Origin of the sequence: Streptococcus parasanguinis (genome assembly GCF_016648925.1) — a bacterium.
Classification (GTDB): domain Bacteria; phylum Bacillota; class Bacilli; order Lactobacillales; family Streptococcaceae; genus Streptococcus.
Genome location: NZ_JACLQX010000003.1, coordinates 1 through 23,034, shown reverse-complemented (window position 1 = coordinate 23,034; position 23,034 = coordinate 1). Strand labels below are relative to the sequence as shown.

The window sequence follows — 23,034 nt, the reverse complement described above, 5'->3', positions numbered from 1 at the left end:
GTTCCGTTCTTATCTTCACGAACAACCGTTACGGCTGGTGCTTTACCTGTGAATGATTTTTCTGGTACAAATGTAACAGTACCGTCTGCTGCTACTGTGTAAGTACCAACACCGTCGACTGTCTTAGTCGTTGAGCCATCGTCAAATGTCGCTGGAACATCTTCATTGATTTCAACAGTCTTCTCAACGCCATCAACTGTTACAGTTCCACCCTTGAATTCAGGTTTACCTGTTTGAGTTGCACCTTGAATATCTTTTGTTTCAGCTGATGTTGCTTCAGGTGTTACTGGCAATACTGTTGGTGTGTAGGTTGCAGAAGCTTTGGTTCCGTTCTTATCTTCACGAACAACCGTCACTGCTGGTGCAGTTCCGACAAATGATTTTTCTGGTACAAATGTAACAGTACCGTCTGCTGCTACTGTGTAAGTACCAACACCTTCAACGGTCTTAGTTGTTGAACCGTCGTCAAATGTTGCTGGAACATCTTCATTGATTTCAACAGTCTTCTCAACGCCATCAACCGTTACGGTTCCACCCTTGAATTCAGGTTTACCTGTTTGAGTTGCACCTTGAACATCTTTTGTTTCAGCTGATGTTGCTGTTGGGGTTACTGGAACGATTTCTGGTGTGTAAGTTGTATCCACCTTGATACCGTTTGAGCTTTCAGCTTGAACCTTGGCTGGTGTGACTGCACCAGTGTATGATTTATCAGTCGGTGTGAAAGTTACTTGACCATTTGCTGGGTCGATTGTGAAGTTACCGATCACGGTTGTACCGTCTGCCGCATAAGCTGGTGTCGTTGAAACTTCGTTACCATCTTTATCTAGCAATGTGTAGCTATTGTCTTTTATGGTAATAGCTTTATCTTCACCATTTACTTGAACAGTTGTTCCTGCAAAGGTTGGTGTACCGGTTTGAGTCGCACCTTGGATATCTTTTGAAGTTGCAGGGTTTGCAGTTGGAACTGCTGGCACAACAGTTGGTGTGTAGGTCGCATCTGAAGTAATGGTTGCAGTCTTACCATTAGCATTTGTAATAGTAGCAGTTGCCTGAACAGTTACTCCTTTTGCAGTACCAACAAAGTCTTTTTCTGGCGTAAATGTTACTGCTCCAGTCGTTGGGTCGATAGTATAGCTACCTTCACCTGCTACTGTCACTGTTGTTTCATCAGTTGGTTGACCAGTTGCCGGATCCACCAATTTCTTGCTAGTGATTTCAGCAGTCTTGTCGTTACTCAAATCAAAGGTTGGTGTTTGAGTTTGAGGAACGTTTTGAACATCCGCAGAAACCTTGTCTGTAGGAGTCACTGTGATTGGTGTAACAGTTGGTGTGTACTTAGCTGTAGCTGTCTTAACGTACTCCTCTTGAACCTTACCGTCTTTATTACGTCCAACTGGCGCTGACAATGTAACTTCCACACCTTTGGCTGTACCAGTAAAGCTTGGTTCTGGAGTGAAGGTTACTTCTCCAGTTGAAGGATTAATCGTATAAGTTCCTTCCCCTTCAACTGTTACAGATGGCTCATCAATCGTGCGACCTGTAGCTGGATCTACCAACTTAGCCGGGTATTCTGCACTTGGAGTGATTGCAATCTTATCACCATTTAAGTTAGTAGCAGTTGTATTAAAGGTAGGTGTTTCTTTTTGAGTTGCCCCTTGAACATCAGTCGAAGTTTTGTCAACCCCTTCAATTTCAATTGGAGTGACTGTTGGAACGTATTGACCATCCATAGTATTCAACTGACCATTAATGTTTGGTTCTTGGTCTGGGAATTTGGTTGACCAACCAGTATCGTAACCGTTGTTATCTGAACGACGGATAGAAATACCATCAGCTGTTCCTAGGAAGTTATCTTCAGGGATAAATTCAACGTCTACATCTTTACCATTGGCAGTAATCTTGTACTTCCCTTGACCTGGTACGACATAGTAACCATCTGCATCAAGAGTTGCGCGGTTGCCATCTTTGTCAACGATGTATGGTTCTACTGTCTCGTCGATGACTGCATGAGAGTTAGGTTCATACTTGTGCTCTCCACGTGCTGTAAAGGTTACAGTTGCTGTTTGTTTAGTAGCTTGAGGACCAGAAGTTTCCTTGAATTCCCCTTTTGGTGGGTGGGTGATTTGAGTCTTGAAGTCTTCTACTTCCCCTGAGAAGGCCATGCCAGTTGGGCTTTCGATCTCGTTCGCTTTCTTAGCGATACGAACACGAGCACCAAGCTCGTTGACGCTAGGATCGACGTAAGTCTTGCTGTTTGCAAAGGTCAACTCAACAGTGCCATCTTGTGTGATTGTAGCGAGATTTGAGCGTTCATCCTCATCGAATTTACCATTTTGGTTAAAGTCTACCCAACCATAGATATGTGCTTCTGAAGCTCCATCCAAATGGGCTTGAACTGACATTTTGTAGTTACCTGGGCGTGTACGATCCATCTTGATCATCTCATTGGTTGTCCCTTTGAGTTCATCTGGAAGCAGTTGGTTAATTCCTTCATCGGCCGTAGTTGCCTTATCATCACCGAACCAGTCGAGAGTCGTGTTTTCATCCATATCAGGACTAACGTTACCAAGATACGGTTGATTTACTTTAGCTCCAGTAACACCGTCAACAGTTGCAATGGTATGGACTGCCTTACCATATGACTCAGGAGCATCCCCTTCATCAAGTGGGAAGAATCCTAGCATAGCAGACTGTTTACCAGCTGAAGCGATATAAAGTCCCACTTCAGATGCTCCACGCGTCATCACAAGGGGAACAGAAGGATCGCCTGCAGAAATATTTGGTCCAAAGACACCAGTCCCAAGACCAGCAGTTACTTGGTCAGGATTTCCGAAATATTTCCAAGCTACTGGTTTCTTTTCTGGTCCAACTTCAGTAGAATCACGAAGTTGTCTTAGGTTAATGTTATTATATTTAGGTTTAGGTCCCAAAAGGTTGTCTGTATCTTGTGGTTGATAAGGTACAGAGGTGTTTCCTCTAGTAAATTTCTTCCATTCCCCAATGTGCTGCCAACCTTGTCCGTTGGTAGTGAACATAACAAATTCACCAGGGTTAGCAGACTCTCCATCAGCCATGACAACAGCCGGTTTAACTTTCTTTCCACGGAAGGTTGCAGAGATTTCAAACTGAACCCCAATATTCCCACCATTCATAGCTGAACTCATGGTAGTCTTCTTGGTTTTCGTATCAACATTTTCAAATCTAATTTCAGTCCAATTATTTTGAGCATCAGCGACAACGTCGGCTTCTTCGCCATTGTTAAAAGCTTTTTTAGCCCCTGTTGAAGTAACACCCTTTACATATCCATTTTTTGCATTTGGATCATAGGTTGCTTTTTCAGCTTCTGTAGCCCCTTGCTCTTCCATCCGTTTTTTATAGATTTCAGTTGCTTGGAAAGGTTTCAAAGATTTAACTTTTACAGTGACTACATAGCCAGGCATGATTTCCTTGGTATAGGTAGCACCAACTTGAAGAGCTAATCTTTCTTCTAAATCTTTATCAGGATGTTGGTCATTTTTAGGAACGATGACTGTTTTTGCCCCTGTCCAGTTGGCTACATCTCCAAAGTCCAACCAAGTAATCTGGCTAGTCATAGATTTGGCATCAAGATCTGTTGTAAAGCCAGGTTTTTCAACTTTTGGAGTTGAAGTTGCGTCTTCAACGTCATCCCCGATCAAGCTTGGATCATTAGGATCTCCGATTGCACGACGAGTACGACGGCGAGAAGTGTTGGCTGTCTCCTCCGTTACGACTGTATTGTTTGGTGTTACACCTTGTCCAGCTGAAAGAGTTGGTGTTTCTTTTTTATCTGCAGATGTTGAAGCAGCTGCCGCATTATTTTCTGGCATAGTTACTTCTAGGCTTGGTGCAGTTGATGTTGCTGGTGCAGTCGAGGCTGCAGACGCTGCTGTGCTTGTGCTAGTTGCTTCACTAGTTGAAGCAGGTGCTGTTGATGTTGCTGCAGCAGTAGAAGTCGCTGGTGCAGTGATTGCTGCGTTTGCATCATAAGTAGATGTCGTTGCAGCTGTTGATGTTGCTGAAGTTGCTGTAGCTGTTGACGCTTCAGGCGCTTCTGATGCTGTTGCAACTGCTGCTACACTTTCACTTGTTGTATTTGTATTTTCTTCTGCGGCTGCACTTGCTGCTGTACCAACCATGACAAGTGTTCCCAATAGTACTGAGCAAACACCCACATTCAGTTTACGAATTGAGAATCTGCTAATACGATCATTAAATAAGTCTTTCCCCATCTAATGGACCTCCATATTTATCTATAAATTAACATTCTTTTTAAAATTGTTTAGTTTTTACAAACCTTATCTATTTTAACAAAATCCGAACGATTTTCAAAACATTTTGACTCAAAAATGAGTAAAAATTTTTAGCTATAATTGTTTTAATTCTAAAAGGATTTTACCAATAGATCCGGGCATCAAAAAACCTTGATTTATCACTAAATGGCAAGATCAAACTTCAATTGTGGCTTCACTGGATCGTAATCGACCAGTTCAAAATCTTCTGGTTTGATGTCAAAGAAATTGGTTCCATCTGGTACATTCAAAACCAAGTGTGGCTGACAATCTGAAGGCTCCCGACGGAGTAACTCTTCAACCTGTTCAAATTGATTATCATAAATATGTAGATTATTAATGAAGTAAAAGAATTTTCCGACCTTCCAGCCAAAGTGTTTGGCAATCATCATCTGAAGAGCCACATATTGCATGGCATTGATATGGTGGGCTACCAACATATCATTTGAACGCTGGGTCAGGGTCGCATCTAGATAGATCTCTCCATCAACCCGACGCACGTCAAACATGGTCTGAAAAGCACATGGCAAGAGTCCGTCGGTCTCCTCAAAGGCATCATAATCCCAGAGCGAGATAATGTTGCGTCGATTCCAAGGATTGGCTTCTAATTGTTTGAGGATTTTATTGATAATGTCATGCTTTTTGACCACAGCGCCATAGCGCTGACCGATGGTACGACTATCCCCTACTTCCCAGTCATTCCAGTAGTGGACATTGTACTTGTTTTCTAACAGGTCTAAGCTATTCGATTGATCCTGGTAGATCCAGAGCATCTCTTTGATAGCTGATTTAATGGCGATGGGACGAAGGGTCGTGATAGGAAACTCGCCTTTTGAGAGGTCAAACTCCATAAAGGCTCCCGTGATGTACTTGGAGTTGGCTGTTCTACCATCCTTATACTTAGGACGGGCCTGCTCTGACCAGACCCCTTCTTCCATGATTTTTCGAATATTTTCTTTAAAAATTGTATCTGCTTTTGTCATATCTCCTCCTTTAATCTACTATTGCCTTCATTATATCACAGGATAAAGAAAAAAGGAGAGTCAAATCTCCTTTTAATCTTATTGTAATACTAGAGATGCGGCACCAATGACACCCGCATCATTTCCCAATGTAGCAAGCGCCAATTGAGTAGATTCACGTACTTGTGGGAATGAGTTTTCTTCAAAGACCTTGCGCACGCCATCCAAGAGGAAGTCTCCAGCAGCAGATACCCCACCACCGATAACAATCTTAGATGGGTTCAAGGTTGAACCGATGTTGGCAGCAGCAAGTCCAAGATAACGTGAGAAGTTCTTGTAGACGATCAAAGCAAGAGCATCGCCTTCTTTTGCCAGGTCAAAGACCGTTTTAGCCGTTACTTCTTCTCCGTTGTCGATCAAGACTTTCAATTGAGAGTCCCCTTCGTACTCATCAGCATAACGACGAGTCAAGTTGACGATCCCAGTTGCTGAGGCAACCGTTTCAAGACAGCCTTTTTTACCACAGGTACATTGGATTGGATCATCAAAGTCAACAGTGATGTGACCAAGCTCACCAGCAGCTCCACGTACACCGTGCAAGAGACGACCTTCAGCGACGATCCCACCGCCGACACCTGTACCAAGTGTCATGAAGACAACATCTGGTTGGTTTTCACCAGCCCCTTTCCAACGTTCACCCAAAGCAGCAACGTTGGCATCATTATCGATAAAGAATGGAATATGAAGGGCAGTTTCGATCTTTTCTTTGACTGGTTGAAGGGTCTTCCAGTTCAAGTTGTAGGCACCGATAACTGTACCTTTTTCACGATCAACGACACCAGGTGATCCCATTCCAATTCCTTGGAATTCAGAAGCATCAAGCTCAAGCATTTTCAAACGATGCGCGATGGATTCGATCATATCATCTACGATATGGCTACCTTCATCCAAGATATTTGTTTTAATAGACCATTTTTCTTGAACTTCCCCATCCAAAGTAAGGATAGCAAACTTAATGGAAGTTCCTCCAAGGTCAATCCCAATAATTTTTTTAGACATCTATTACTCCTTTCAACCTGTAAACACTTACAGATCTATTATATCAGACTTTTTATCAAACGCAAAGGTTTGCACGTAACTTTTCTTAACTTTTTAACAAGAGACTAAAGGATTGAAATCCTAGAATGAGGAAAATCAAGCCAATAATATTTAATAGAAAGACACTTATCGAGAGTGGACTAACGATTAAGAACAATCCAATAAAGAGTTGTAGCAAGGCAAAGAAAATATAACGCTTGGACAGTTCCTCAACCTTCCTCGAGTAGAAATTTGCTTTTCGGAAGTTTAAAATCGAACGGTAGATCAGCCAAATTCCTAAAGTAACGGGAAAGACAATCGGCAAGGTTTTGTAGCCATAGAGCAGTAAGTAGACCGCAAAAACCAAAGCGACCATACTGTGAAAGAGCTGTTGCTGCTGAATGACACCAGCTTGGCGCAATCGGTAATAGCGTGAAAAACGCGAAAGGGAAATTAAAAAGAAGCCACAGGAAATCAACCAGCTAAATGAGCCGATGTGCTCAATCGGATTGATAAACAAGACGATACCGATAATGGTAAAAATAGTGGCTGAAATCCCAAGGGATATACGGTTCAATTGATTCATAGGGCCTCCTTATTCATCTAATTCGCTCAGGTATTCATAACGATCGTACTTCTCAAGCAATCGCTCATTTTCCTGATCCAATTCCTTTTGAAGGGCTGACAATTTGCCAAAGTCAGAGCCGTTTTCATTCATCTCCACTTCAATCTCTGCGATCCGATTTTCAATGGCTTCGATATCTGCTTCAATGCTTGCCCACTCTTGCTTTTCCATGTAGCTCATGCGTTTCTTCTCTTCTTTTGGCTTGACAGGTTTCTCTTTTTCAACCTTGTGACTGGCCGTTACTTGAGCTGCTTCAAAGGCTTTTTCATCCAGGTAATCCGTATAATTGCCAAAGAACTCTCGAATGCCCCCGTTTTCAAAAGCCAGGATCTTACTTGCGACCTTGTCCAAGAAATAGCGGTCGTGGCTAACGGTAATAACGGGACCTCCAAAGTTTTGAAGGAAGTTTTCCAAAACTGTCAGGGTAGCGATATCCAAGTCATTGGTTGGCTCATCGAGGAGAAGCACATTGGGTTTTTCAATCAAAAGTTTTAAAAGAAAGAGGCGCTTCTTCTCACCACCGGAGAGTTTTTCGATCAAGGTTCCGTGCATAGAGCGTGGGAAGAGAAATTGCTCCAAGAGATCAGCGATCGAAGTTGTTCCGACAGTCGTCTTCACTTCCTCGGCAACTTCTTGTAAGAAATTAATCACGCGCTTACTCTCATCCAACCCATCAATCTGTTGCGAGAAATAAGCCACCCGCACGGTTTCCCCGATAATGACTTGACCTGACTGAGGCTGTAGTCGTTCGGCGATCAGATTGAGCAGGGTCGATTTGCCGACGCCATTATCCCCGACGATCCCGATGCGGTCCTTGTTTTGCACCAAGAGGTTAAAATCCTGTAAAATCGGCTTGTTTTCAAAAGCAAAACTCACATCTTTAAACTCGATGACTTTCTTTCCGATTCGGCTGGTCTCAAAGTTCATCTCCAAATCTGTCTGGTTGCTTTGAACAGACAAGTCTTGCTTAAGATCATGGAAACGATTGATCCGAGCCTGTTGCTTGGTCGCACGCGCCTGAGGTTGACGCCTCATCCAGGTCAACTCCTGCTTATAGAGTTGCTGCTTCTTATGAAGAAGGGCTGCATCACGCTCGTCTTGCTCAGCCTTTAAGCGGACATAATCCTGGTAGTTGCCCTGATACTCGATCAAGCCACCTCGATCCAGCTCAAAGATCCGCGTCGAGATATTATCCAAGAAATAGCGATCGTGGGTAATGAAGAGCACAGTTTTCTTAGAGTTCTTCAAGAAATTAGTCAACCACTCGATAGTATCAATGTCCAGGTGGTTGGTCGGCTCATCTAGTAAGAGCAGGTCATGGTGAGACAGCAAAACTTGGGCCAGTTGCACCCGACGACGCAAGCCCCCAGATAGGTCCCCAACTTTGGCGTTCAAGTCTTCAATTCCAAGTTTGGAAAGGACTGTCTTGACCTGACTCTCAATTTCCCAAGCATTGAGCGAATCCATCTCCGCCATCACCTTCTCCAGACGTGCTTGGTTCTCCTCTCGGTAATCCGCCATCAAGAATTCATAATCACGAATCAGCTGCATTTCACGCAAATCACTGGATAATACTGTGTCAAGAACCGTCTTATGATCATCAAAGTCTGGCTCCTGCGTCAAGTAACCAATCGTATAATCACTCTTGGCAGAAAAAGGACTCACATCTCCATCAAATCCAGAGCGACCAGACAACACATCTAACAGAGTGGTTTTTCCAGTTCCATTGACCCCGATCAATCCGATCCTATCCAAGTCATGAATGATAAAGGAAATCTCACGAAAGACGGTCTTATCTCCGACAGATTTGGTTAATTTATCGACAATAAAATCGCTCATTTTTCCTCCTCTTTTACTTGCTGGATATAGGCAATGATGGCTTCTTTTTCATTGGCCAGCTCCCCATCGACAATGGCGTATTCGATCTTTGTCAAAATCTCTCCCAAGGCTGGACCAGGTTGAAAGCCGTATTCTTTGATCAGCATGCCACCATTGACCACCACTTCGTGCTTATCATGAATGGTCAAGCTATCATAGACGCGCTCGATAGCCAAATAATCCACACTTAGGGCATACGCTTCACGAAGCTCTTCAGCCACTAGCAACATACGCTTCTCATACTTGTAACAGGCACGCTTATCTAGACTTCCTTTTTCTCGGAGCTTTAGAATCTCCACGATCTGCTCCACCGTCTTGGCAAAGTCTCTAGAGGTCTTCCATTTCTTAAAGAATTTTGGAATATCTTGAATCTCTAGTGCTAAGACCAAAGCAGCCCAGGCTTGCTCAGAAGTTGAAAAGGTATACTCCAACTCTATATCAAACAAACGCTCGATTGCTTCTTTGCGATCCTTCATCTCTGGCAGATAGTGATAGGCTCCACTGGCCAGCATAGCCTCCAAGCCCTGTCTCCAGTATGGAGAAAGCAAGAGTTTATCAAACTCGATGAAGGTACGCTCTACTGAAATCTTCTCAAGTAATGGAGCACACTCCTTCATAGCATTAAAGGTTGCCTCTTCTAATTCAAAGCCGAGACTAGCTTGAAAACGAAAACCTCGCATGATCCGGAGCGCATCTTCGTTAAACCGTTCATGAGGAAGCCCAACGGCCCGAAGGACCTTGTTTTCCAAATCTTCTAGTCCATGAAAGAGGTCAACAATTTCTCCTTTTTCATTTAAGGCAAAGGCATTAACCGTAAAATCACGGCGCTTGAGGTCTTCTTCTAGTGAGCGTACAAAAGACACGGAGCTTGGACGGCGATAATCGACATAGACATCCTCCGTCCGGAAGGTCGTAATTTCATATTCTTGCCCATTTTCAAGAACTAAGACAGTCCCATGTTCGATACCGATGTCCACTGTTCGATCAAAAATGGCCTTGGTCTCTTCTGGGTATGAGGAGGAAGCGATATCGACATCGTGAATGGGACGATCCAAGAGTGCATCTCGGACAGATCCCCCGACAAAATAGGCCTCAAAACCAGCTGCTTTAATCTTCTCTAATATTGGTAAAGCCTCCTGAAACTCAGAAGGCATCTTTTCTAATCTCATAGTAAGTGTTCCAAACCATAAACAAGCTCATGACGCTTGACAACTTCTTTAATCCCTAGATTTACTCCTGTCATGAAGGAAACACGATCATAGGAATCATGACGGAGAGTCAAGCCTTCGCCTTGGCTACCAAAAATCACTTCTTGGTGAGCGACTAGGCCAGGCAATCGAACTGAATGGATGCGCATCCCTTCAAACTCTGCCCCTCTTGCTCCAGGCATCAACTCTTCTTCATCTGCTGCACCTTGCTGGATTTTCTCGCGCTTCTCAGAGATCAGCTCAGCTGTCTTAATGGCTGTTCCACTCGGTGCATCTTTCTTCTTATCATGGTGCAATTCGATGATTTCTACATTTGGGAAATACTTGGCAGCTTGCGCTGCAAATTGCATCAAGAGCACAGCTCCAATAGCAAAGTTGGGAGCAATCAAGCCACCCAAATCCTTTTCACGCGAAAGGTCTGTCAATTCCTGAATCTGCTCAGGCGTAAAGCCAGTTGTCCCTACAACAGGAGCAAAGCCATTTTCAATTGCAAAGCGAGTATTCTCGTAAGCAACCTTTGGCATGGTAAAGTCCACCCAAACATCTGCTTCAAGACCCACGACATCTTCTTTGCGGTTAAAGACAGGGACCCCTGCAACCTCTGTCTCATCAGTAAATGGATCGATCAAGCCAGCTAGTTCTAGCTCAGGATCTTCAGAAACCATCTGGTAGGCTGCCTGCCCCATTTTCCCCTTGAAACCTGCAATAACGACTTTAATTGACATAGAATTCTCCTTAAACGATAGGGATATACCCAACTGCTAAGCTATGGTCACCTAAGTGCGTCCCAATCACCCCTCCAAAAGTGGCAAAAGGAATTTCTCCTTCCACCCCTTCAGCCACCAACATCTGACGAAGCGCTTCGGCTTTTTCAGGTACATTAGCATGGATGATAAAGACTTGGTAATGCCCTCCGGTGAGTCCTTCATCAACGATTTCCACCAAGCGTTTCATGGCTTTCTTTTCCGTACGGACTTTTTCAAAAACTTCGATGACACCTTGGTCATTAAAGTGAAGGATCGGCTTGATACTCAAGAGATTGCCAATGATGGCAGCGCCATTTGACAGACGGCCACCCTTGACCAAGTGATTCAAATCATCCACCATGATATAGGCAGTGGTCCCATCAATCTGATGTTGGACATTGGCCACAATCTCATCAAACAAACGACCTTCACCAGCCCATTTCAAGCAATCTTCTACCATCATTCCTAATGGAGCGCTAGTGATTTTTGAGTCAGAAAATTCGACGGTCAAGCCTTCAAATTCGTCCTTCAAATATTGGATATTTTGGTAGAAGCCAGAGATACCTGATGACAAGAAGAGACCAAGAGCATGCGTATACCCCTTAGCTGTCAAACCAGATAAGATTTCTTCTAACTCTGCCACACTAGGTTGGCTCGTCTTTGGTAATTCCTTAGACGCAGCCATTTTTTGGTAGAACTCGTCGTGTGTCAGATTCTTCCCTTCCACATAGGATTCCCCATCGATATAGATCGGAATGTCTAAAATAAATAAGTCGTCGTGATGGAGAAGGTGCTGCGGTAAATAGGCAGACGAATCCGTAATCACTGCTAATTTCATTGATTAAAACTCCAAATTAATACCCGGTAAATCAAGGGCAATTTCTGTGACTTCATAAGTCAAACGATTGAGCATGTCCAAGCAAGGACGAGCCAATTCTTCCACTTCGTCTTTGCTGAATTCACTTGGTTCATTGACATAACGACCGAACAAGTGGTTGATTTGAGTGATGGTTCCGCTGATCACAAAACCGTCAAAAACGATCATGTAGCTCAAGATGACAATCAAAGAAGTCGTGTTTTGTTCTTGATCACGATTGATCAATTGAAAGTTTACATCTACTTTTGTTTCAGGGATGCCATTTTCTTTTTCCCACTCAAAATTACGAGCGTCATAGTGGTATTGGCTGACAAATTCTTTTTCACGTTGAATATCCATTTTTATTCTCCTAAAAATATGCGATAGGCTTATTATATCATAATTCAGCTCAAGATACCAACGCCGACTGAGGGGATTTTTTCGCTAGTACAAGAAGAAAAGGTTGGGCATTCCCAACCTTTTAATCATATTTAGTTTTTAGGTTTGCGAAGCAATCCGAATAAGATACCACTTACGACTGCACCGATCAATACGAACAAGATGTATAGAAGTGGATTTGATGTAAGAGCGATAACGAAGATTCCTCCGTGAGGAGCCATGAGTTTCAAGCCTGCAAGACCAACAAGGGCACCTGTCAATGCTGAACCAGCAATGAAGCTAGGGATGGCACGAGCTGGGTCAGCTGCACCGAATGGAATGGCACCTTCTGTGATGAAGGAAAGACCCATAACGATGTTTGTCAAACCTGAATCGCGTTCTTCTTGTGTGAATTTATCTTTAAACAATACAGTTGCTACGAATACTGCCAATGGAGGAACCATACCAGCTGCCATAACAGCTGTCATAACAATAGAACCACCTGAAGCAACAGATTCAGCAAGTGTACCTGTAGCGAAGACATAAGCGGCTTTGTTAACTGGTCCACCCATATCGACAGCCATCATACCGCCGACGAGAAGTCCAAGAAGGACAGCTGAGCTACCTGACAAGCTTGAAAGGAAGTTGTTAAGACCAGTATTGATAGCAGCCATTGGAATATTGATGAGGAACATCAAGAATCCTGTCAAACCAACACCAAGTAATGGCAAGAGAAGGATAGAGCGGATACCATCGAGTGAACGTGGAAGACCTGCAAGGGCTTTGCGAAGTAAGAGAACAACTCCACCTGCAAGGAAACCACCTACCAAAGCTCCAAGGAAACCTGATGATACGGCTGCTGGTAATTCACCTTTAGCAGCACCGTAGGCGATATTTCCAAATGCTGAACCTGAGCTAGCAATAGATCCAGCAATAAATCCTGCTACAAAACCAGGTTTTTCAGCGATTGAGAATCCAATGTAACCTGCAAGTACAGGAAGCATGAAGCCAAAGGCTACTCCACCAATTGTTTTAAATTGTGCTGCTAATACATGATAAGAACCAAGACTAGACAATTGATCTTGAGGCACACCAAGAACTTGGTCGATCAAGAAGGCAAGGGCGATCAAGATACCACCACCGATAACGAATGGGAGCATTTGAGAAACCCCACTCATCAGGTGTTTGTAGAAAGCTCCACCCAAGCTCAATTTTTCTTGGCTAGCGCTAGCTTGTGCTGCATTTTCAGCGTGGAAGACATCTGCTTTTCCATCCAAGATGGTTTGGATCAATTCTTCTGTCTGACGGATACCGGCTGCGACTGGTTTAGAGATCAATTTTTTGCCATCGAAACGAGCGGTTTCAACTGCTTTATCAGCTGCAATGATGACCCCTTCAGCTTTGGCGATTTCTTCAGCTGTCAAGCGGTTGCCGACACCAGATGCCCCGTTGGTTTCAACGCGGACTGTAACACCCATTTCTTCCCCTTTTTTGATGAGGGCTTCTTCTGCCATGTAAGTGTGGGCGATACCTGTTGTACATGCTGTAACGGCAACGATGAGAGGTTTGTCAGACGAAGCTGCTTCTTTGACTGCTTCTGCTTTTTTCGCTTCTTCAGCGGCAGCTTCTTGCTCTTCTGCATCAAAGGCTGCGATCACTTGATCAGGAGTGCTTGCTTGGCGAAGTTTGTCTGCAAATCCTGGTTTCATCAAGTACTTAGACAATTCAGCAAGGGCTGCCAAGTGAGTGTCATTTGCCCCTTCTGGAGCTGCGATCATGAAAAACAAGTCTGTTGGTTGGCCATCAAGCGAAGCATAGTCCACACCCTTGTTTGATTTTGCAAACAAGACCGTTGCTTCTTTGACTGCTTCATTTTTGCTGTGGGGCATAGCAATTCCGTCACCCAAACCAGTTGAAGTTTGTGCTTCACGGTTCATGATTCCAGCCTTGAAGGTGTCAAAATCTGTCACCACACCATTATCAACGAGCGATTGAATCATCTCATTGATCACGCCCTCTTTATCTGTTGCTTGAAGGTCAAACAACATCACGTTTTTATTTAAAACGTCTTGAATTTTCATAGTTTTTCTACCTCTACTTTTTCATAAGTTTCTTTTATATAATCAGCTGTTGCCAAATCATCTGAGAAAGTGGTCGCTGTTCCACAAGCCACTCCCCATTTGAAGGCTTCAATAACATCTCCCGTCGTTGCGAGCTTCCCAGTGAAGCCTGCTACCATGGAATCTCCAGCTCCAACAGAATTCTTCACTTCCCCTTTGATTGGTTTTGCGAAGTAAGTGCCGCTTGGACTGACCAGAAGAGCACCATCACCCGCCATGGAAATAATGACGTTTTGTGCACCCTTGGCCAAAATTTCTTTGGCATAGCGTTCAATTTCTGGCAATTCCGTCAAGGTAACGCCAAAGATATCTCCCAATTCATGGTTGTTTGGTTTGACCAATTGGGGATTGAACTCCAAGGAATCAATCAAGGTTTGCCCTTCAAAGTCGCAAACGACTTGCGCTCCTGTCGCACGAGTTGCTGCGATCAATTGTTTGTAAATGGCATTTCCAAGTGAAGATGGGGCAGATCCTGCAAAGACTACCACATCATCTGCTGTTAAGCTCGATAAGATGCTGAGCAATTCTTGCAACTGAGCTTCTGTCACTTCTGGGCCGTTCCCATTGATTTCCGTTTCCTCATCGGCCTTGATCTTGACATTGATCCGTGTATCTTGGTCCACTGTCACAAAGTTGGTTGAAATGGCTTCGCTAGTCAATACGTCTTCGATGAAGCGTCCGGTGAAGCCACCGATAAATCCAGTCGCTGTGTTCTCGATATCGAGACGCTTCAAGACACGACTGACATTGATTCCCTTACCACCGGCGAATTTATCTTCTGAAGCCATCCGATTGACCGCTCCGGTCTCTACATGATCGAGACGGACAATATAGTCAATTGCTGGATTCAGTGTTACTGTATAAATCAAACCTCTATAACCTCCGTTTTTTCTTTTAAAACCTTTAATCGTTGCGGTTCACATTGATTGGTAATAATCATGGCTCGCTTGATAGGAGCCACTTTGACAAAGGATGTCACCCCAATTTTCGAATCATCCGCTAGGATATAGGTCTTTTTCGCATTTTCGATAATCGCACGCTTGACAGATCCTTCTTCCAGGTCTGGAGTGCTGTAAAATTCATCATCGATTCCATTCATTCCAAGAAAGGCCTTGTCAAAATTCAACTGACCGATCTGATTGAGAGCAATCCCTCCGATACTAGCATCTGTAGAAGATTTTACCTTCCCACCGATGATGACCGTTGGAACATTTCGCTCGACCAACTTGGTCGCATGGTGAATCGAATTGGTCACCACAGTTACCGTTGGATTGACAATTTCTTGTACCAAGAGTTCATTGGTCGTCCCGGCATCGATAAAGATCACATCATGATCTTTGATCAATTCCGCCGCTTTCACCGCAATTTTTGACTTAACTTGAATGTTTTTGATAGATTTTTCTTTATTACTTTCTTCCTCTTGAAGAAAATGCAGGCTTTCCGCACCGCCGTGAACCCGGCGAAGTTTGCTTTCAGCTTCTAGCTCATCCAAGTCACGTCGAACGGTTGATTCAGACGTCCCCAGTTCTTGTACAAGGGTTTCTAAGGAAACAAATTTTTCCTTCAATACCTTTTCGAGGATAAATTGTTTTCGTTCAGACTTAAGCATTTCTCCTCCTTTTGCAATCGATTACATGAACCATTATACTCTTTCTTCAAAAAATGTCAACAATTTTTATCATTTTCTATCATTTTCTTTCAAAAATTCTAAAATTGTACAAAAAAGAGCAGGAAAGAACTCATTTTGTTAAGCGAGTTCTTTTCCCACCCTCATCAATCTTCTTTGAAGAGTTTAAGCAATAAAGTGTCTAAGCATCCACTCTATCTTCGGTATGTCTTAATCATTTTTTGAAGATTGTTTCTTTTTCTTGAAACCAAACAATCCAGCAAGTAGCCCGACGGCAACACCTGTTGTTGCTGCTGCATATTTGGAAGAATCTGTACTTGCCACAGCTTGGCTGTTTTCTTTTTTGGGTTTGATTTCTTCTACTTTAGCTTCTTGTTTTGGAGCTGGAGTAGCTGTTGGTGCTTGCACTTGTGGACTATTGGTAGTTGTTGGAAGAACTGTTGGTCTATCCGAAAAAGTAGTTGGATTGCTTGAGCGGATATCCATCGGCATATCTGCTGCTTCTAAAATAGCTGGATCCATCCGCGACGCTAGATCTTCATATTGGGAATTCAACAGCTCCACAACACTTTGATAAGATTGCAGGGTTGTGAATTCTGCTTCCAATTTTTCTTTTTTATTCTCTAAATTAGCCACCGCAGCTGATAAAACAGATTGGGCTTTGACCAATAATTCTGGAGCATTTTTAAAGTCAGAAAGACGTTTTTCAGCTGCAACTAGTCGTTCTTGCGCCGCCTTCAAGCCCTCATGCGCTTCTTGAACGACTTGGGCTTTTTCTGCTTCTTCCGCTTTTAAACGATCTAATTTCTCACGCGCAGCTGCCAACAAATCTTTCGCTTTTTGAAGGGCTGCTTCTTTTGGTTGGATGGTTGCTTCAATCCGACCTCGAGATACATCAAGAGTCGCCTTCGCCTTTTCAACCGCATGGTCCTTGCTAACGAGAAGAATCTTGTAATTTTGGATGGTCTTTTGGACATTGGCCATCTCTACTGCCGCATTTGAATTAGCATGGCGGGCGTCTTCTAATTTGCCTTGCAAGATAATGATTTGAGACTCTTGATTGGCCTTGTCCAGCTTGAGATTAGCGACTTCATCAGATTTTGCTTTGACATCTGATCTTGTCGTCGTAGCCCCAGCTCCCTGACGCAATTGGTAAGCGAGTGCACTGGTTGACACTGCTGAATGGACCGGACTGTGTAAGAAAGCTGCTTCTGACATGGCATTACTTGGGTCATAAGCGACTGATAAAGCTGTCGCTTTGTTGTCTACCATTTGGAGGTAGTGACCAACCTTAGCAAAGGCCTCAGCACCAATCTTCATATAGATATCATTGGCATCGATTTGAGTTTCGTCTGTTGGTAGACCATATTGAGCCGCTACCTCTTGATAAGCCGTTTTTTCATTGTACCAAAAGTCAACCGCACCAGCAGGTGAGAAGCCATATGCAATGTTCTCATTTGGCAAATACTTAAACATATGCCAGTTGGCTTTCTTAAAGTATTCCAACTGTACTTGGCTGGCAGGAAGGGAATAAGGATCCAGTTCCAATTCAGGCAAGCCGGCATTCCGACGATAGCTATTGATGGCATCGGCAATTTCAAGAGCTCGAAGGTTGGCTTGCAAAGAGCCAGACTCTCCAACTGTCAAGCCATCTTCTTCCCGACCACGTTTGTAGAGGGCTAAAGCGCTCGCTGCAGCTTCATTGCCATTGTCTGCTAAGTGTTGCAAATAACCTTCATAAGTCGCTTGACTCAACTGAACTGGGCTATTGGCTGCGGCTTGTTCTAAGGCTGCCAATTCTGCTTCCTTGGTTGCGATGACCGCTTTCAAATCTGTCAGACGCGTTTGAGCCAGTTGAATATCGTTCTCAATTTGAGCCACTGTATCTGAACCGGTTTGCTGACTTGCTTGTAAGGTTGCAAGGTAATTCTGAGATTCTCGAACACTTTGCTCGACTTGACTTTGCTCCAACAAAGCCTGGTTGAGCACATTCTCATCATTTGAAATCGGTGCTTTGGCTTGGTTCAATTCATTTTGTGCTACATCGACCAAAGATTCCTGAGCAGTAACCTGATTTTCCTGTTGACGAACAGCTTCTACAACTTGATCATGTGCAGCTTCTGCTTCTCGAACCTTATTTTCTTCGATAGTCACATAAGCTTGAGCCACCTTGACGTCATTTTCTGCATTCTGAACTTGGGCATCTGAAGTCGTTGCGATGAGGTTTTCCGCATCCGTCACTTCTGCTTTCTTTTCTTCCAGCTCTTGCCCAGCCGCCTTGACTTCCGTTTGAGCATCGATCACTTTTTGCTCCTGGTAGTGGACATCTTTGACCACTTGCCCTTTTTGAGCTGTGATTTGCTTCAACTCATCAACTGTAATTGGTTTTTCAACTACTTCCGTGCTGTTGGTTTCTGGATTTTCATTTTGCTTGACCTCTTCGGCATTTGCCTTGTGATGAAACATACCAGATAGGACTGTAGTTGCTGCAATCCCTGTCGTGAAAACCGATTTTCCTAATTTTTTTCCCATTAAACTCACCCCCAAAACTTAATCATTTTCTTGAAGTTTCTCTACCCCTTAGCATACCACATTTTGTTACCAATAACTAGTAGGTTTAAAAAGTTTTTTTCATAAATTTTTGAGGCAAAAGAAAAACAGCTGACGCTGTTAGTCTTCTTGTTTAATTTGTTCCAACATCTTCTCTTCTTCTGCTGTCAACTCATAGTTTTCTAGCAAGTCTGGCCGACGTTCTAAGGTCTTTTTCAAACTCTGATAGAGGCGCCACTGACGGATATTTTCATGATGACCACTCATGAGAACATCGGGAACTGTCATTCCTCTGTATTCATAAGGCCGTGTGTATTGAGGGTATTCTAGAAGTCCAGACGAGAAACTATCATCCTGGTGACTGGACTCTTTGCCGATCACCTCTGGAATCAAGCGGACTGTCGCATCAATCATTGTCATGGCAGCAAGTTCCCCACCTGTCAGCACATAATCCCCCAGTGAAATCTCATCCGTTACCAAGGTCTTGATCCGCTCATCGTAGCCCTCATAGTGACCGCAGATAAAGATCAATTCATCTTCTTGAGCTAATTCTTCAGCATAAGATTGGTCAAAAGTCCGACCAGCTGGATCTAGCAAGATCACTCGCGGATTCTTTTTTTCGATGGCATCAAAGGTATCGAAGATTGGCTGAGCACGTAAGAGCATACCTTGCCCCCCACCATAGGGTTCATCGTCCACATGCCGCGCCTTCTCAGCATTTTCACGGAAATTATGGTAGTTGATCTCAAGGAGTCCCTTTTCACGCGCCTTTCCGACAATCGAATGCTCCAAAGGGGAAAACATCTCTGGAAAGAGAGTTAAAATATCAATCTTCATCGTCTAACCCTTCTAAGATGTTTACATCCACCCGATTTCCTGGGATATCAATATTGAGGACCACTGGTGGGATATAAGGGAGGAGAAGGTCACGTTTTCCTTTGCGTTTTACGACCCAGACATCATTGGCACCTGGTTGCAGGATCTCCTTGATCTGGCCGATTAGCTGGTCATTTTCGTAAACATCAAGGCCGATGATCTCATGGTAATAGAATTCACCATCCTCCAAATCCGTCAAGTCTTCTTCCGCAACCTTGAGGCTAAAGCCTTTGAATTTCTCGATGGCATTGATATGGTACATATCCTTAAACTTGATGATGTCGAAGTTCTTGTGCTTGCGATGGCTAGCAATGGTCACTGTTTGGACGAACTGATCCTTCTCATCAAAGAGAGCCAACTCAGCTCCTTTTTTAAAACGCTCTTCCGCAAAGTCTGTTACAGACAAGACCCGCATTTCTCCTTGTAAGCCTTGGGTATTGACAATATTCCCAACGTTAAAGTAATTCATGATTTCTCCAGTGTAGTTTATTCACTCTATTTTATCACGTTCAAGAGATTTTCTCAAATGGACTTATCTGCTAGAAACTGCTCCAAATCCCGCTCGTGCTGGTATTTTACGGCTGCTGTTTTATCTTTTTCAAAGATAGTTTTAGTAAGGTCGATTTCATTAATGGCCGCGATAGCGACCGTGTAGTGAATGATATCAGCTAGTTCTTTAGCCAATTCCTCATTTGAATCTTGGACACCCGCTTTCCGTCCAGAACGTCCATTTAACACCTCGGCTACTTCGCCAACCTCTTCAACCAGCTTGATAAACAAACCTTCTTCCGTCCGGGTATTCTGGTAATGTTCTTGTAAATAGGCTTGTAACTGCCGAATAGTCACTTCTTTCATTCTTTCTCCTTGCAACAAAAAACGGGACTAAGTCCCGCCTTTTTATTTTTCATCAATAACGATTCTTACTTTTTTATCTTCAGTTGGGACAGAGTAGACAATCGTTCTTATCGCAGAAATGGTGCGACCTTTTCGACCGATTACACGACCAACATCGCTAGGATCAAGGTCAAGGTGGTACTCCAAGAATTCAGGAGTATCTTCGATCTTGATGGTTAAGGCATCCGGTTGTGAAATCAAGGGTTTCACAATTGCAATAATGAGATTTTCAATCGTATCCATACATCAACCTACTTAAAAAATTATTTTGAGAATTTAGAATCGTGGAATTTCTTCATCACACCAGCTTTTGAAAGGATGTTGCGAACTGTATCTGAAGGTTGAGCTCCATCAGCCAACCATGCAAGAACGCGGTCTTCTTTCAAAGTTACTTGGTTTTCTTCAACAAGTGGATTGTAAGTTCCAACTGTTTCGATGAAACGTCCATCACGTGGTGAACGTGAATCTGCTACGTTAATACGGTAGTAAGGTTTTTTCTTAGAACCCATACGAGTCAAACGAATTTTAACTGCCATTTTTATAAGTCTCTTTTCTATATTTTAATTTTCGGTGAAATAGACAAGCTATTTAGCACATGATCTATTATAACACATTTTATAGACCTGTCAAGAAAAAAACTTGACAGTATTTAAAATTTTTTATTTTATCAGTAAATCGGCGATTTCTTGATAGTTGCTAACGGTATAAGTCGGTACTACCAGGCTGGTATTTTCCTTACGATCAGGATTATACCAGACGGTATCAATCCCCGCAGCATGGCCTCCTGCGATATCCGCCGTCAAGGAATCTCCGATCATAAGGGTCTCTTCCTTGCTAAAACCTGGAATCAGTTGGCCAACTTTGTCAAAAAATGCAGGTTCTGGTTTCTGAGTATGAAGCTGCTCAGAGATAAAGACCTCTTTGAAATAAGAAGCAATTGTAGAATGAGCCAAGCGTCCTTCTTGAATGGCGGTCACTCCATTCGTTGCACCATAGAGCTGGTAACCCGCTTTTTCAAGTCGGGCCAGTAAGTCCTCCGCACCTGGGAAAGACTGCCCTTGAAGACTGATGTAATCTTGATAGCGAAGAGCCATCTCAGCCCCATCAACAGAAATCCCAAAGTGGGCAAACCCGATCGCAAACCGACTATCCACTAGCTTTTGCTTGGTTAACTTCTTTTGCTCCAAATCCTTCCAGAGACCTTGGTTCATGGGTTTGTAGTAATCCTTAAAGGCCTGTACATCTGGAAAATCCATGTCTTCTAACATCTGCGTCAAGGCTGTTTCTTCAGCAGATTCAAAGTCCAACAAGGTATGGTCCAAATCAAAAAGTAAAAATGTATATGCCATTACAAACGATCCTTCAATTTTTCTACAAATAAATAAGCCGCTGGGCAAGTGAGGGTATTCTTGATAGTCAGATGGTTGATCTGATAAATCTTCTTACGATCGGTGTGAGGGAATTCCCGACAAGCTTTTGGGCGAACATCATAGATGGAACAGAGATTGTCCCCACCAAGAAAGGGGCAAGGCATGGATTTAAAAACCTTGTCCCCATCTTCGTCAACTTGAAGAAATTCTGCCTCAAAAGCAGGAAGTTTCATCTTGAAATATTTGGCGATCCGCGTGATATCGGCTTCCTTAAAATCGGGCCCTAAGGTCTTGCAGCAATTAGCACAAGCCGTACAATCGATTTCTTGGAAAACTTCATCGTGGATTTCTTGCGCTATTTTATCTAAATTCTTAGGTGGCTTCTTCTTGAGATTCGCCAATACCTTGCGGTGCTCCTTTTGCTTTTGGAGAGCTAACTGATGGTATTTTTCAATATCAATTTCCTGTGTCATCCTCTATTTCCTCTTCTAAACAATAGAAAGATTATACCATAAAGGATGTAAAAAAGGGAGTGGGACAGAACTCCGACTAATTAAGGAGAGTTCGTTTTCCCACCCCCGCACAGTTGATTAGGCTATCTTTGGAGCTTAAAAAGCGAACAAAGATACCAATCAACCACTGCGTCATACTGTTATTCTTATCAAACATCGAAGCCTCTGGATAGTTTAAGCCAAACTTCCTCTTCATCAATCCGTTACAGCACCTGTTCCATCTAGGCTCCAAGTGTTTTCGATGTATGGGATAAAGGTTTTCAAGGTTTCTGCATCCCCTTCAAAAGAAATGGTATAAACTTTTTCACCCTTCTGGAAGATCCAAGTAATCAGGTATTGACCAGATTTCATGATGATTTGAAGCTGGTAGGCGTCCAGTCCTGCGACTTTAGTCCGCGCTCCCGTCATCTTCCCAACATCCTGGTTATCTTGCCACATAACGGCCAGTTTCTTGGCTAGAAATTCTGCATTAAACTCGATATCCGCAGGAACTTTGGCCTTTTCCCGCGTAAAGCTATTCAAGGTGACAATATTATAGCCGCTCCCATCCGTATACTGGACAGCTTCTGTCCCATCGATATCCGTGAACTTGAACCATTTACTTGGAATATCGATGTATCCATAATCTGCATTTCCAATCCGCTTGGTTTCTTGACTGGAAGTGTTTTTCTTTGTAGAAGCAGTATCCTTTGACGAAGAGCTGCTTGTTTGCTTTTCGACTTTGCTGCTACTTTCTTTTGTAGAAGAAGCTGCTGTGTCCTTTTGAGTGGTGTGACTACAAGCCATTAATGTGCAGGTAGAAAGAATCGTCAGTGATGTGACCCATAATTTGTGTTTCATGCTCAACCTCCTTGAGAACGTTTTCTTTCCTCTAGTCTACCATGAAAGTGGGTATTTTAAAATAGGATAAGTGTCACATCTGATGAAACCTTTCTCATTCAGTCTATTTCTTTTGAACCTAAAACAAAAGGCTGGGACAAAAGTCCTAGCCTCTCAATTATTTTTGGATTGTCGAGCAAGACGCAGTGGTTGAGTGGGCTCTACT

Annotated in this window: 21 protein-coding genes; all 21 read right to left on the bottom strand. The window is 43.3% G+C overall.

What is annotated here, in order from left to right:
- Positions 1 to 4,250, bottom strand: a 4,250-nt coding sequence (locus H7T97_RS10245; RefSeq protein ID WP_260314048.1) for a CshA/CshB family fibrillar adhesin-related protein, incomplete at its 3' end; no start/stop codon positions are given.
- 203 nt (positions 4,251 to 4,453) lie between these two features.
- Positions 4,454 to 5,293: a thymidylate synthase gene (locus tag H7T97_RS01570; protein ID WP_201089123.1), complete on the bottom strand. Its 840-nt coding sequence runs from the start codon at positions 5,291 to 5,293 to the stop codon at positions 4,454 to 4,456.
- Between the two features lie 78 nt (positions 5,294 to 5,371).
- Positions 5,372 to 6,331 (bottom strand): ROK family glucokinase, encoded by a 960-nt coding sequence (locus H7T97_RS01565; RefSeq protein WP_049522723.1) that lies wholly within the window; start codon positions 6,329 to 6,331, stop codon positions 5,372 to 5,374.
- Positions 6,332 to 6,416: 85 nt separating this feature from the next.
- Positions 6,417 to 6,935 (bottom strand): hypothetical protein, encoded by a 519-nt coding sequence (locus tag H7T97_RS01560; RefSeq protein WP_201089121.1) that lies wholly within the window; start codon positions 6,933 to 6,935, stop codon positions 6,417 to 6,419.
- Between the two features lie 9 nt (positions 6,936 to 6,944).
- Positions 6,945 to 8,813, bottom strand: coding sequence for an ABC-F family ATP-binding cassette domain-containing protein (locus H7T97_RS01555; RefSeq protein ID WP_201089119.1), 1,869 nt, complete (start codon positions 8,811 to 8,813; stop codon positions 6,945 to 6,947).
- Positions 8,810 to 10,021: a CCA tRNA nucleotidyltransferase gene (locus tag H7T97_RS01550; RefSeq protein WP_201089117.1), complete on the bottom strand. Its 1,212-nt coding sequence runs from the start codon at positions 10,019 to 10,021 to the stop codon at positions 8,810 to 8,812. Before H7T97_RS01550 ends, H7T97_RS01555 begins: the two co-directional genes overlap by 4 nt.
- Positions 10,018 to 10,785, bottom strand: coding sequence for a 4-hydroxy-tetrahydrodipicolinate reductase (gene dapB, locus H7T97_RS01545; RefSeq protein WP_201089115.1), 768 nt, complete (start codon positions 10,783 to 10,785; stop codon positions 10,018 to 10,020). The genes H7T97_RS01550 and dapB overlap by 4 nt, the downstream gene beginning before the upstream one ends.
- Before the next feature lie 10 nt (positions 10,786 to 10,795).
- Positions 10,796 to 11,644: a DegV family protein gene (locus H7T97_RS01540; RefSeq protein WP_201089113.1), complete on the bottom strand. Its 849-nt coding sequence runs from the start codon at positions 11,642 to 11,644 to the stop codon at positions 10,796 to 10,798.
- A 3-nt stretch (positions 11,645 to 11,647) separates the two neighbouring features.
- Positions 11,648 to 12,022, bottom strand: coding sequence for a DUF1149 family protein (locus H7T97_RS01535; protein ID WP_155171936.1), 375 nt, complete (start codon positions 12,020 to 12,022; stop codon positions 11,648 to 11,650).
- A 131-nt stretch (positions 12,023 to 12,153) separates the two neighbouring features.
- Positions 12,154 to 14,121: a PTS fructose transporter subunit IIABC gene (locus tag H7T97_RS01530; RefSeq protein ID WP_201089111.1), complete on the bottom strand. Its 1,968-nt coding sequence runs from the start codon at positions 14,119 to 14,121 to the stop codon at positions 12,154 to 12,156.
- On the bottom strand, positions 14,118 to 15,029 hold the full coding sequence (pfkB, locus tag H7T97_RS01525; RefSeq protein WP_201089109.1) for a 1-phosphofructokinase: 912 nt from the start codon (positions 15,027 to 15,029) through the stop codon (positions 14,118 to 14,120). The genes H7T97_RS01530 and pfkB overlap by 4 nt, the downstream gene beginning before the upstream one ends.
- Positions 15,026 to 15,769 (bottom strand): DeoR/GlpR family DNA-binding transcription regulator, encoded by a 744-nt coding sequence (locus H7T97_RS01520; RefSeq protein WP_003001800.1) that lies wholly within the window; start codon positions 15,767 to 15,769, stop codon positions 15,026 to 15,028. Before H7T97_RS01520 ends, pfkB begins: the two co-directional genes overlap by 4 nt.
- Before the next feature lie 228 nt (positions 15,770 to 15,997).
- A complete protein-coding gene (locus H7T97_RS01515) occupies positions 15,998 to 18,319 on the bottom strand; it encodes a CAP domain-containing protein (RefSeq protein ID WP_201089107.1) in 2,322 nt (773 codons plus the stop codon).
- A 138-nt stretch (positions 18,320 to 18,457) separates the two neighbouring features.
- On the bottom strand, positions 18,458 to 19,174 hold the full coding sequence (gene trmD, locus H7T97_RS01510; protein ID WP_201089105.1) for a tRNA (guanosine(37)-N1)-methyltransferase TrmD: 717 nt from the start codon (positions 19,172 to 19,174) through the stop codon (positions 18,458 to 18,460).
- Positions 19,164 to 19,682 (bottom strand): ribosome maturation factor RimM, encoded by a 519-nt coding sequence (gene rimM, locus H7T97_RS01505; RefSeq protein WP_201089103.1) that lies wholly within the window; start codon positions 19,680 to 19,682, stop codon positions 19,164 to 19,166. Before rimM ends, trmD begins: the two co-directional genes overlap by 11 nt.
- Before the next feature lie 53 nt (positions 19,683 to 19,735).
- Complete coding sequence (locus H7T97_RS01500; RefSeq protein ID WP_049507369.1) at positions 19,736 to 20,068, bottom strand: MazG nucleotide pyrophosphohydrolase domain-containing protein; 333 nt, start codon at positions 20,066 to 20,068, stop codon at positions 19,736 to 19,738.
- A gap of 42 nt (positions 20,069 to 20,110) precedes the next feature.
- Entirely contained in the window at positions 20,111 to 20,350 is a 240-nt protein-coding gene (gene kphA, locus H7T97_RS01495; RefSeq protein WP_003001620.1) for an RNA-binding protein KphA, read from the bottom strand.
- A 20-nt stretch (positions 20,351 to 20,370) separates the two neighbouring features.
- Positions 20,371 to 20,643, bottom strand: a complete 273-nt coding sequence (gene rpsP / locus H7T97_RS01490; RefSeq protein WP_003007475.1) for a 30S ribosomal protein S16 — start codon at positions 20,641 to 20,643, stop codon at positions 20,371 to 20,373.
- A gap of 123 nt (positions 20,644 to 20,766) precedes the next feature.
- Positions 20,767 to 21,456: a pyrimidine 5'-nucleotidase PynA gene (pynA, locus tag H7T97_RS01485; RefSeq protein WP_049483623.1), complete on the bottom strand. Its 690-nt coding sequence runs from the start codon at positions 21,454 to 21,456 to the stop codon at positions 20,767 to 20,769.
- Positions 21,456 to 21,950, bottom strand: a complete 495-nt coding sequence (locus tag H7T97_RS01480) for a YkgJ family cysteine cluster protein (protein ID WP_003001664.1) — start codon at positions 21,948 to 21,950, stop codon at positions 21,456 to 21,458. Before H7T97_RS01480 ends, pynA begins: the two co-directional genes overlap by 1 nt.
- Before the next feature lie 234 nt (positions 21,951 to 22,184).
- Positions 22,185 to 22,829, bottom strand: a complete 645-nt coding sequence (locus tag H7T97_RS01475) for a hypothetical protein (RefSeq protein WP_150906186.1) — start codon at positions 22,827 to 22,829, stop codon at positions 22,185 to 22,187.
- Positions 22,830 to 23,034 lie beyond the last annotated feature (205 nt).

What these genes read in the sequence shown, in the direction of transcription:
- H7T97_RS01480 (WP_003001664.1), bottom strand. Translation starts at nt 21,950, where the DNA reads ATGACACAGGAAATTGATATTGAAAAATACCATCAGTTAGCTCTCCAA.
- kphA (WP_003001620.1), bottom strand. Translation starts at nt 20,350, where the DNA reads ATGGATACGATTGAAAATCTCATTATTGCAATTGTGAAACCCTTGATT.
- H7T97_RS01565 (WP_049522723.1), bottom strand. Translation starts at nt 6,331, where the DNA reads ATGTCTAAAAAAATTATTGGGATTGACCTTGGAGGAACTTCCATTAAG.
- pynA (WP_049483623.1), bottom strand. Translation starts at nt 21,456, where the DNA reads ATGGCATATACATTTTTACTTTTTGATTTGGACCATACCTTGTTGGAC.
- H7T97_RS01555 (WP_201089119.1), bottom strand. Translation starts at nt 8,813, where the DNA reads ATGAGCGATTTTATTGTCGATAAATTAACCAAATCTGTCGGAGATAAG.
- H7T97_RS01530 (WP_201089111.1), bottom strand. Translation starts at nt 14,121, where the DNA reads ATGAAAATTCAAGACGTTTTAAATAAAAACGTGATGTTGTTTGACCTT.
- H7T97_RS01515 (WP_201089107.1), bottom strand. Translation starts at nt 18,319, where the DNA reads ATGGGAAAAAAATTAGGAAAATCGGTTTTCACGACAGGGATTGCAGCA.
- H7T97_RS01500 (WP_049507369.1), bottom strand. Translation starts at nt 20,068, where the DNA reads ATGAAAGAAGTGACTATTCGGCAGTTACAAGCCTATTTACAAGAACAT.
- H7T97_RS01560 (WP_201089121.1), bottom strand. Translation starts at nt 6,935, where the DNA reads ATGAATCAATTGAACCGTATATCCCTTGGGATTTCAGCCACTATTTTT.
- rpsP (WP_003007475.1), bottom strand. Translation starts at nt 20,643, where the DNA reads ATGGCAGTTAAAATTCGTTTGACTCGTATGGGTTCTAAGAAAAAACCT.
- H7T97_RS01535 (WP_155171936.1), bottom strand. Translation starts at nt 12,022, where the DNA reads ATGGATATTCAACGTGAAAAAGAATTTGTCAGCCAATACCACTATGAC.
- H7T97_RS01520 (WP_003001800.1), bottom strand. Translation starts at nt 15,769, where the DNA reads ATGCTTAAGTCTGAACGAAAACAATTTATCCTCGAAAAGGTATTGAAG.
- H7T97_RS01570 (WP_201089123.1), bottom strand. Translation starts at nt 5,293, where the DNA reads ATGACAAAAGCAGATACAATTTTTAAAGAAAATATTCGAAAAATCATG.
- H7T97_RS01475 (WP_150906186.1), bottom strand. Translation starts at nt 22,829, where the DNA reads ATGAAACACAAATTATGGGTCACATCACTGACGATTCTTTCTACCTGC.
- H7T97_RS01550 (WP_201089117.1), bottom strand. Translation starts at nt 10,021, where the DNA reads ATGAGATTAGAAAAGATGCCTTCTGAGTTTCAGGAGGCTTTACCAATA.
- H7T97_RS01540 (WP_201089113.1), bottom strand. Translation starts at nt 11,644, where the DNA reads ATGAAATTAGCAGTGATTACGGATTCGTCTGCCTATTTACCGCAGCAC.
- trmD (WP_201089105.1), bottom strand. Translation starts at nt 19,174, where the DNA reads ATGAAGATTGATATTTTAACTCTCTTTCCAGAGATGTTTTCCCCTTTG.
- dapB (WP_201089115.1), bottom strand. Translation starts at nt 10,785, where the DNA reads ATGTCAATTAAAGTCGTTATTGCAGGTTTCAAGGGGAAAATGGGGCAG.
- rimM (WP_201089103.1), bottom strand. Translation starts at nt 19,682, where the DNA reads ATGAATTACTTTAACGTTGGGAATATTGTCAATACCCAAGGCTTACAA.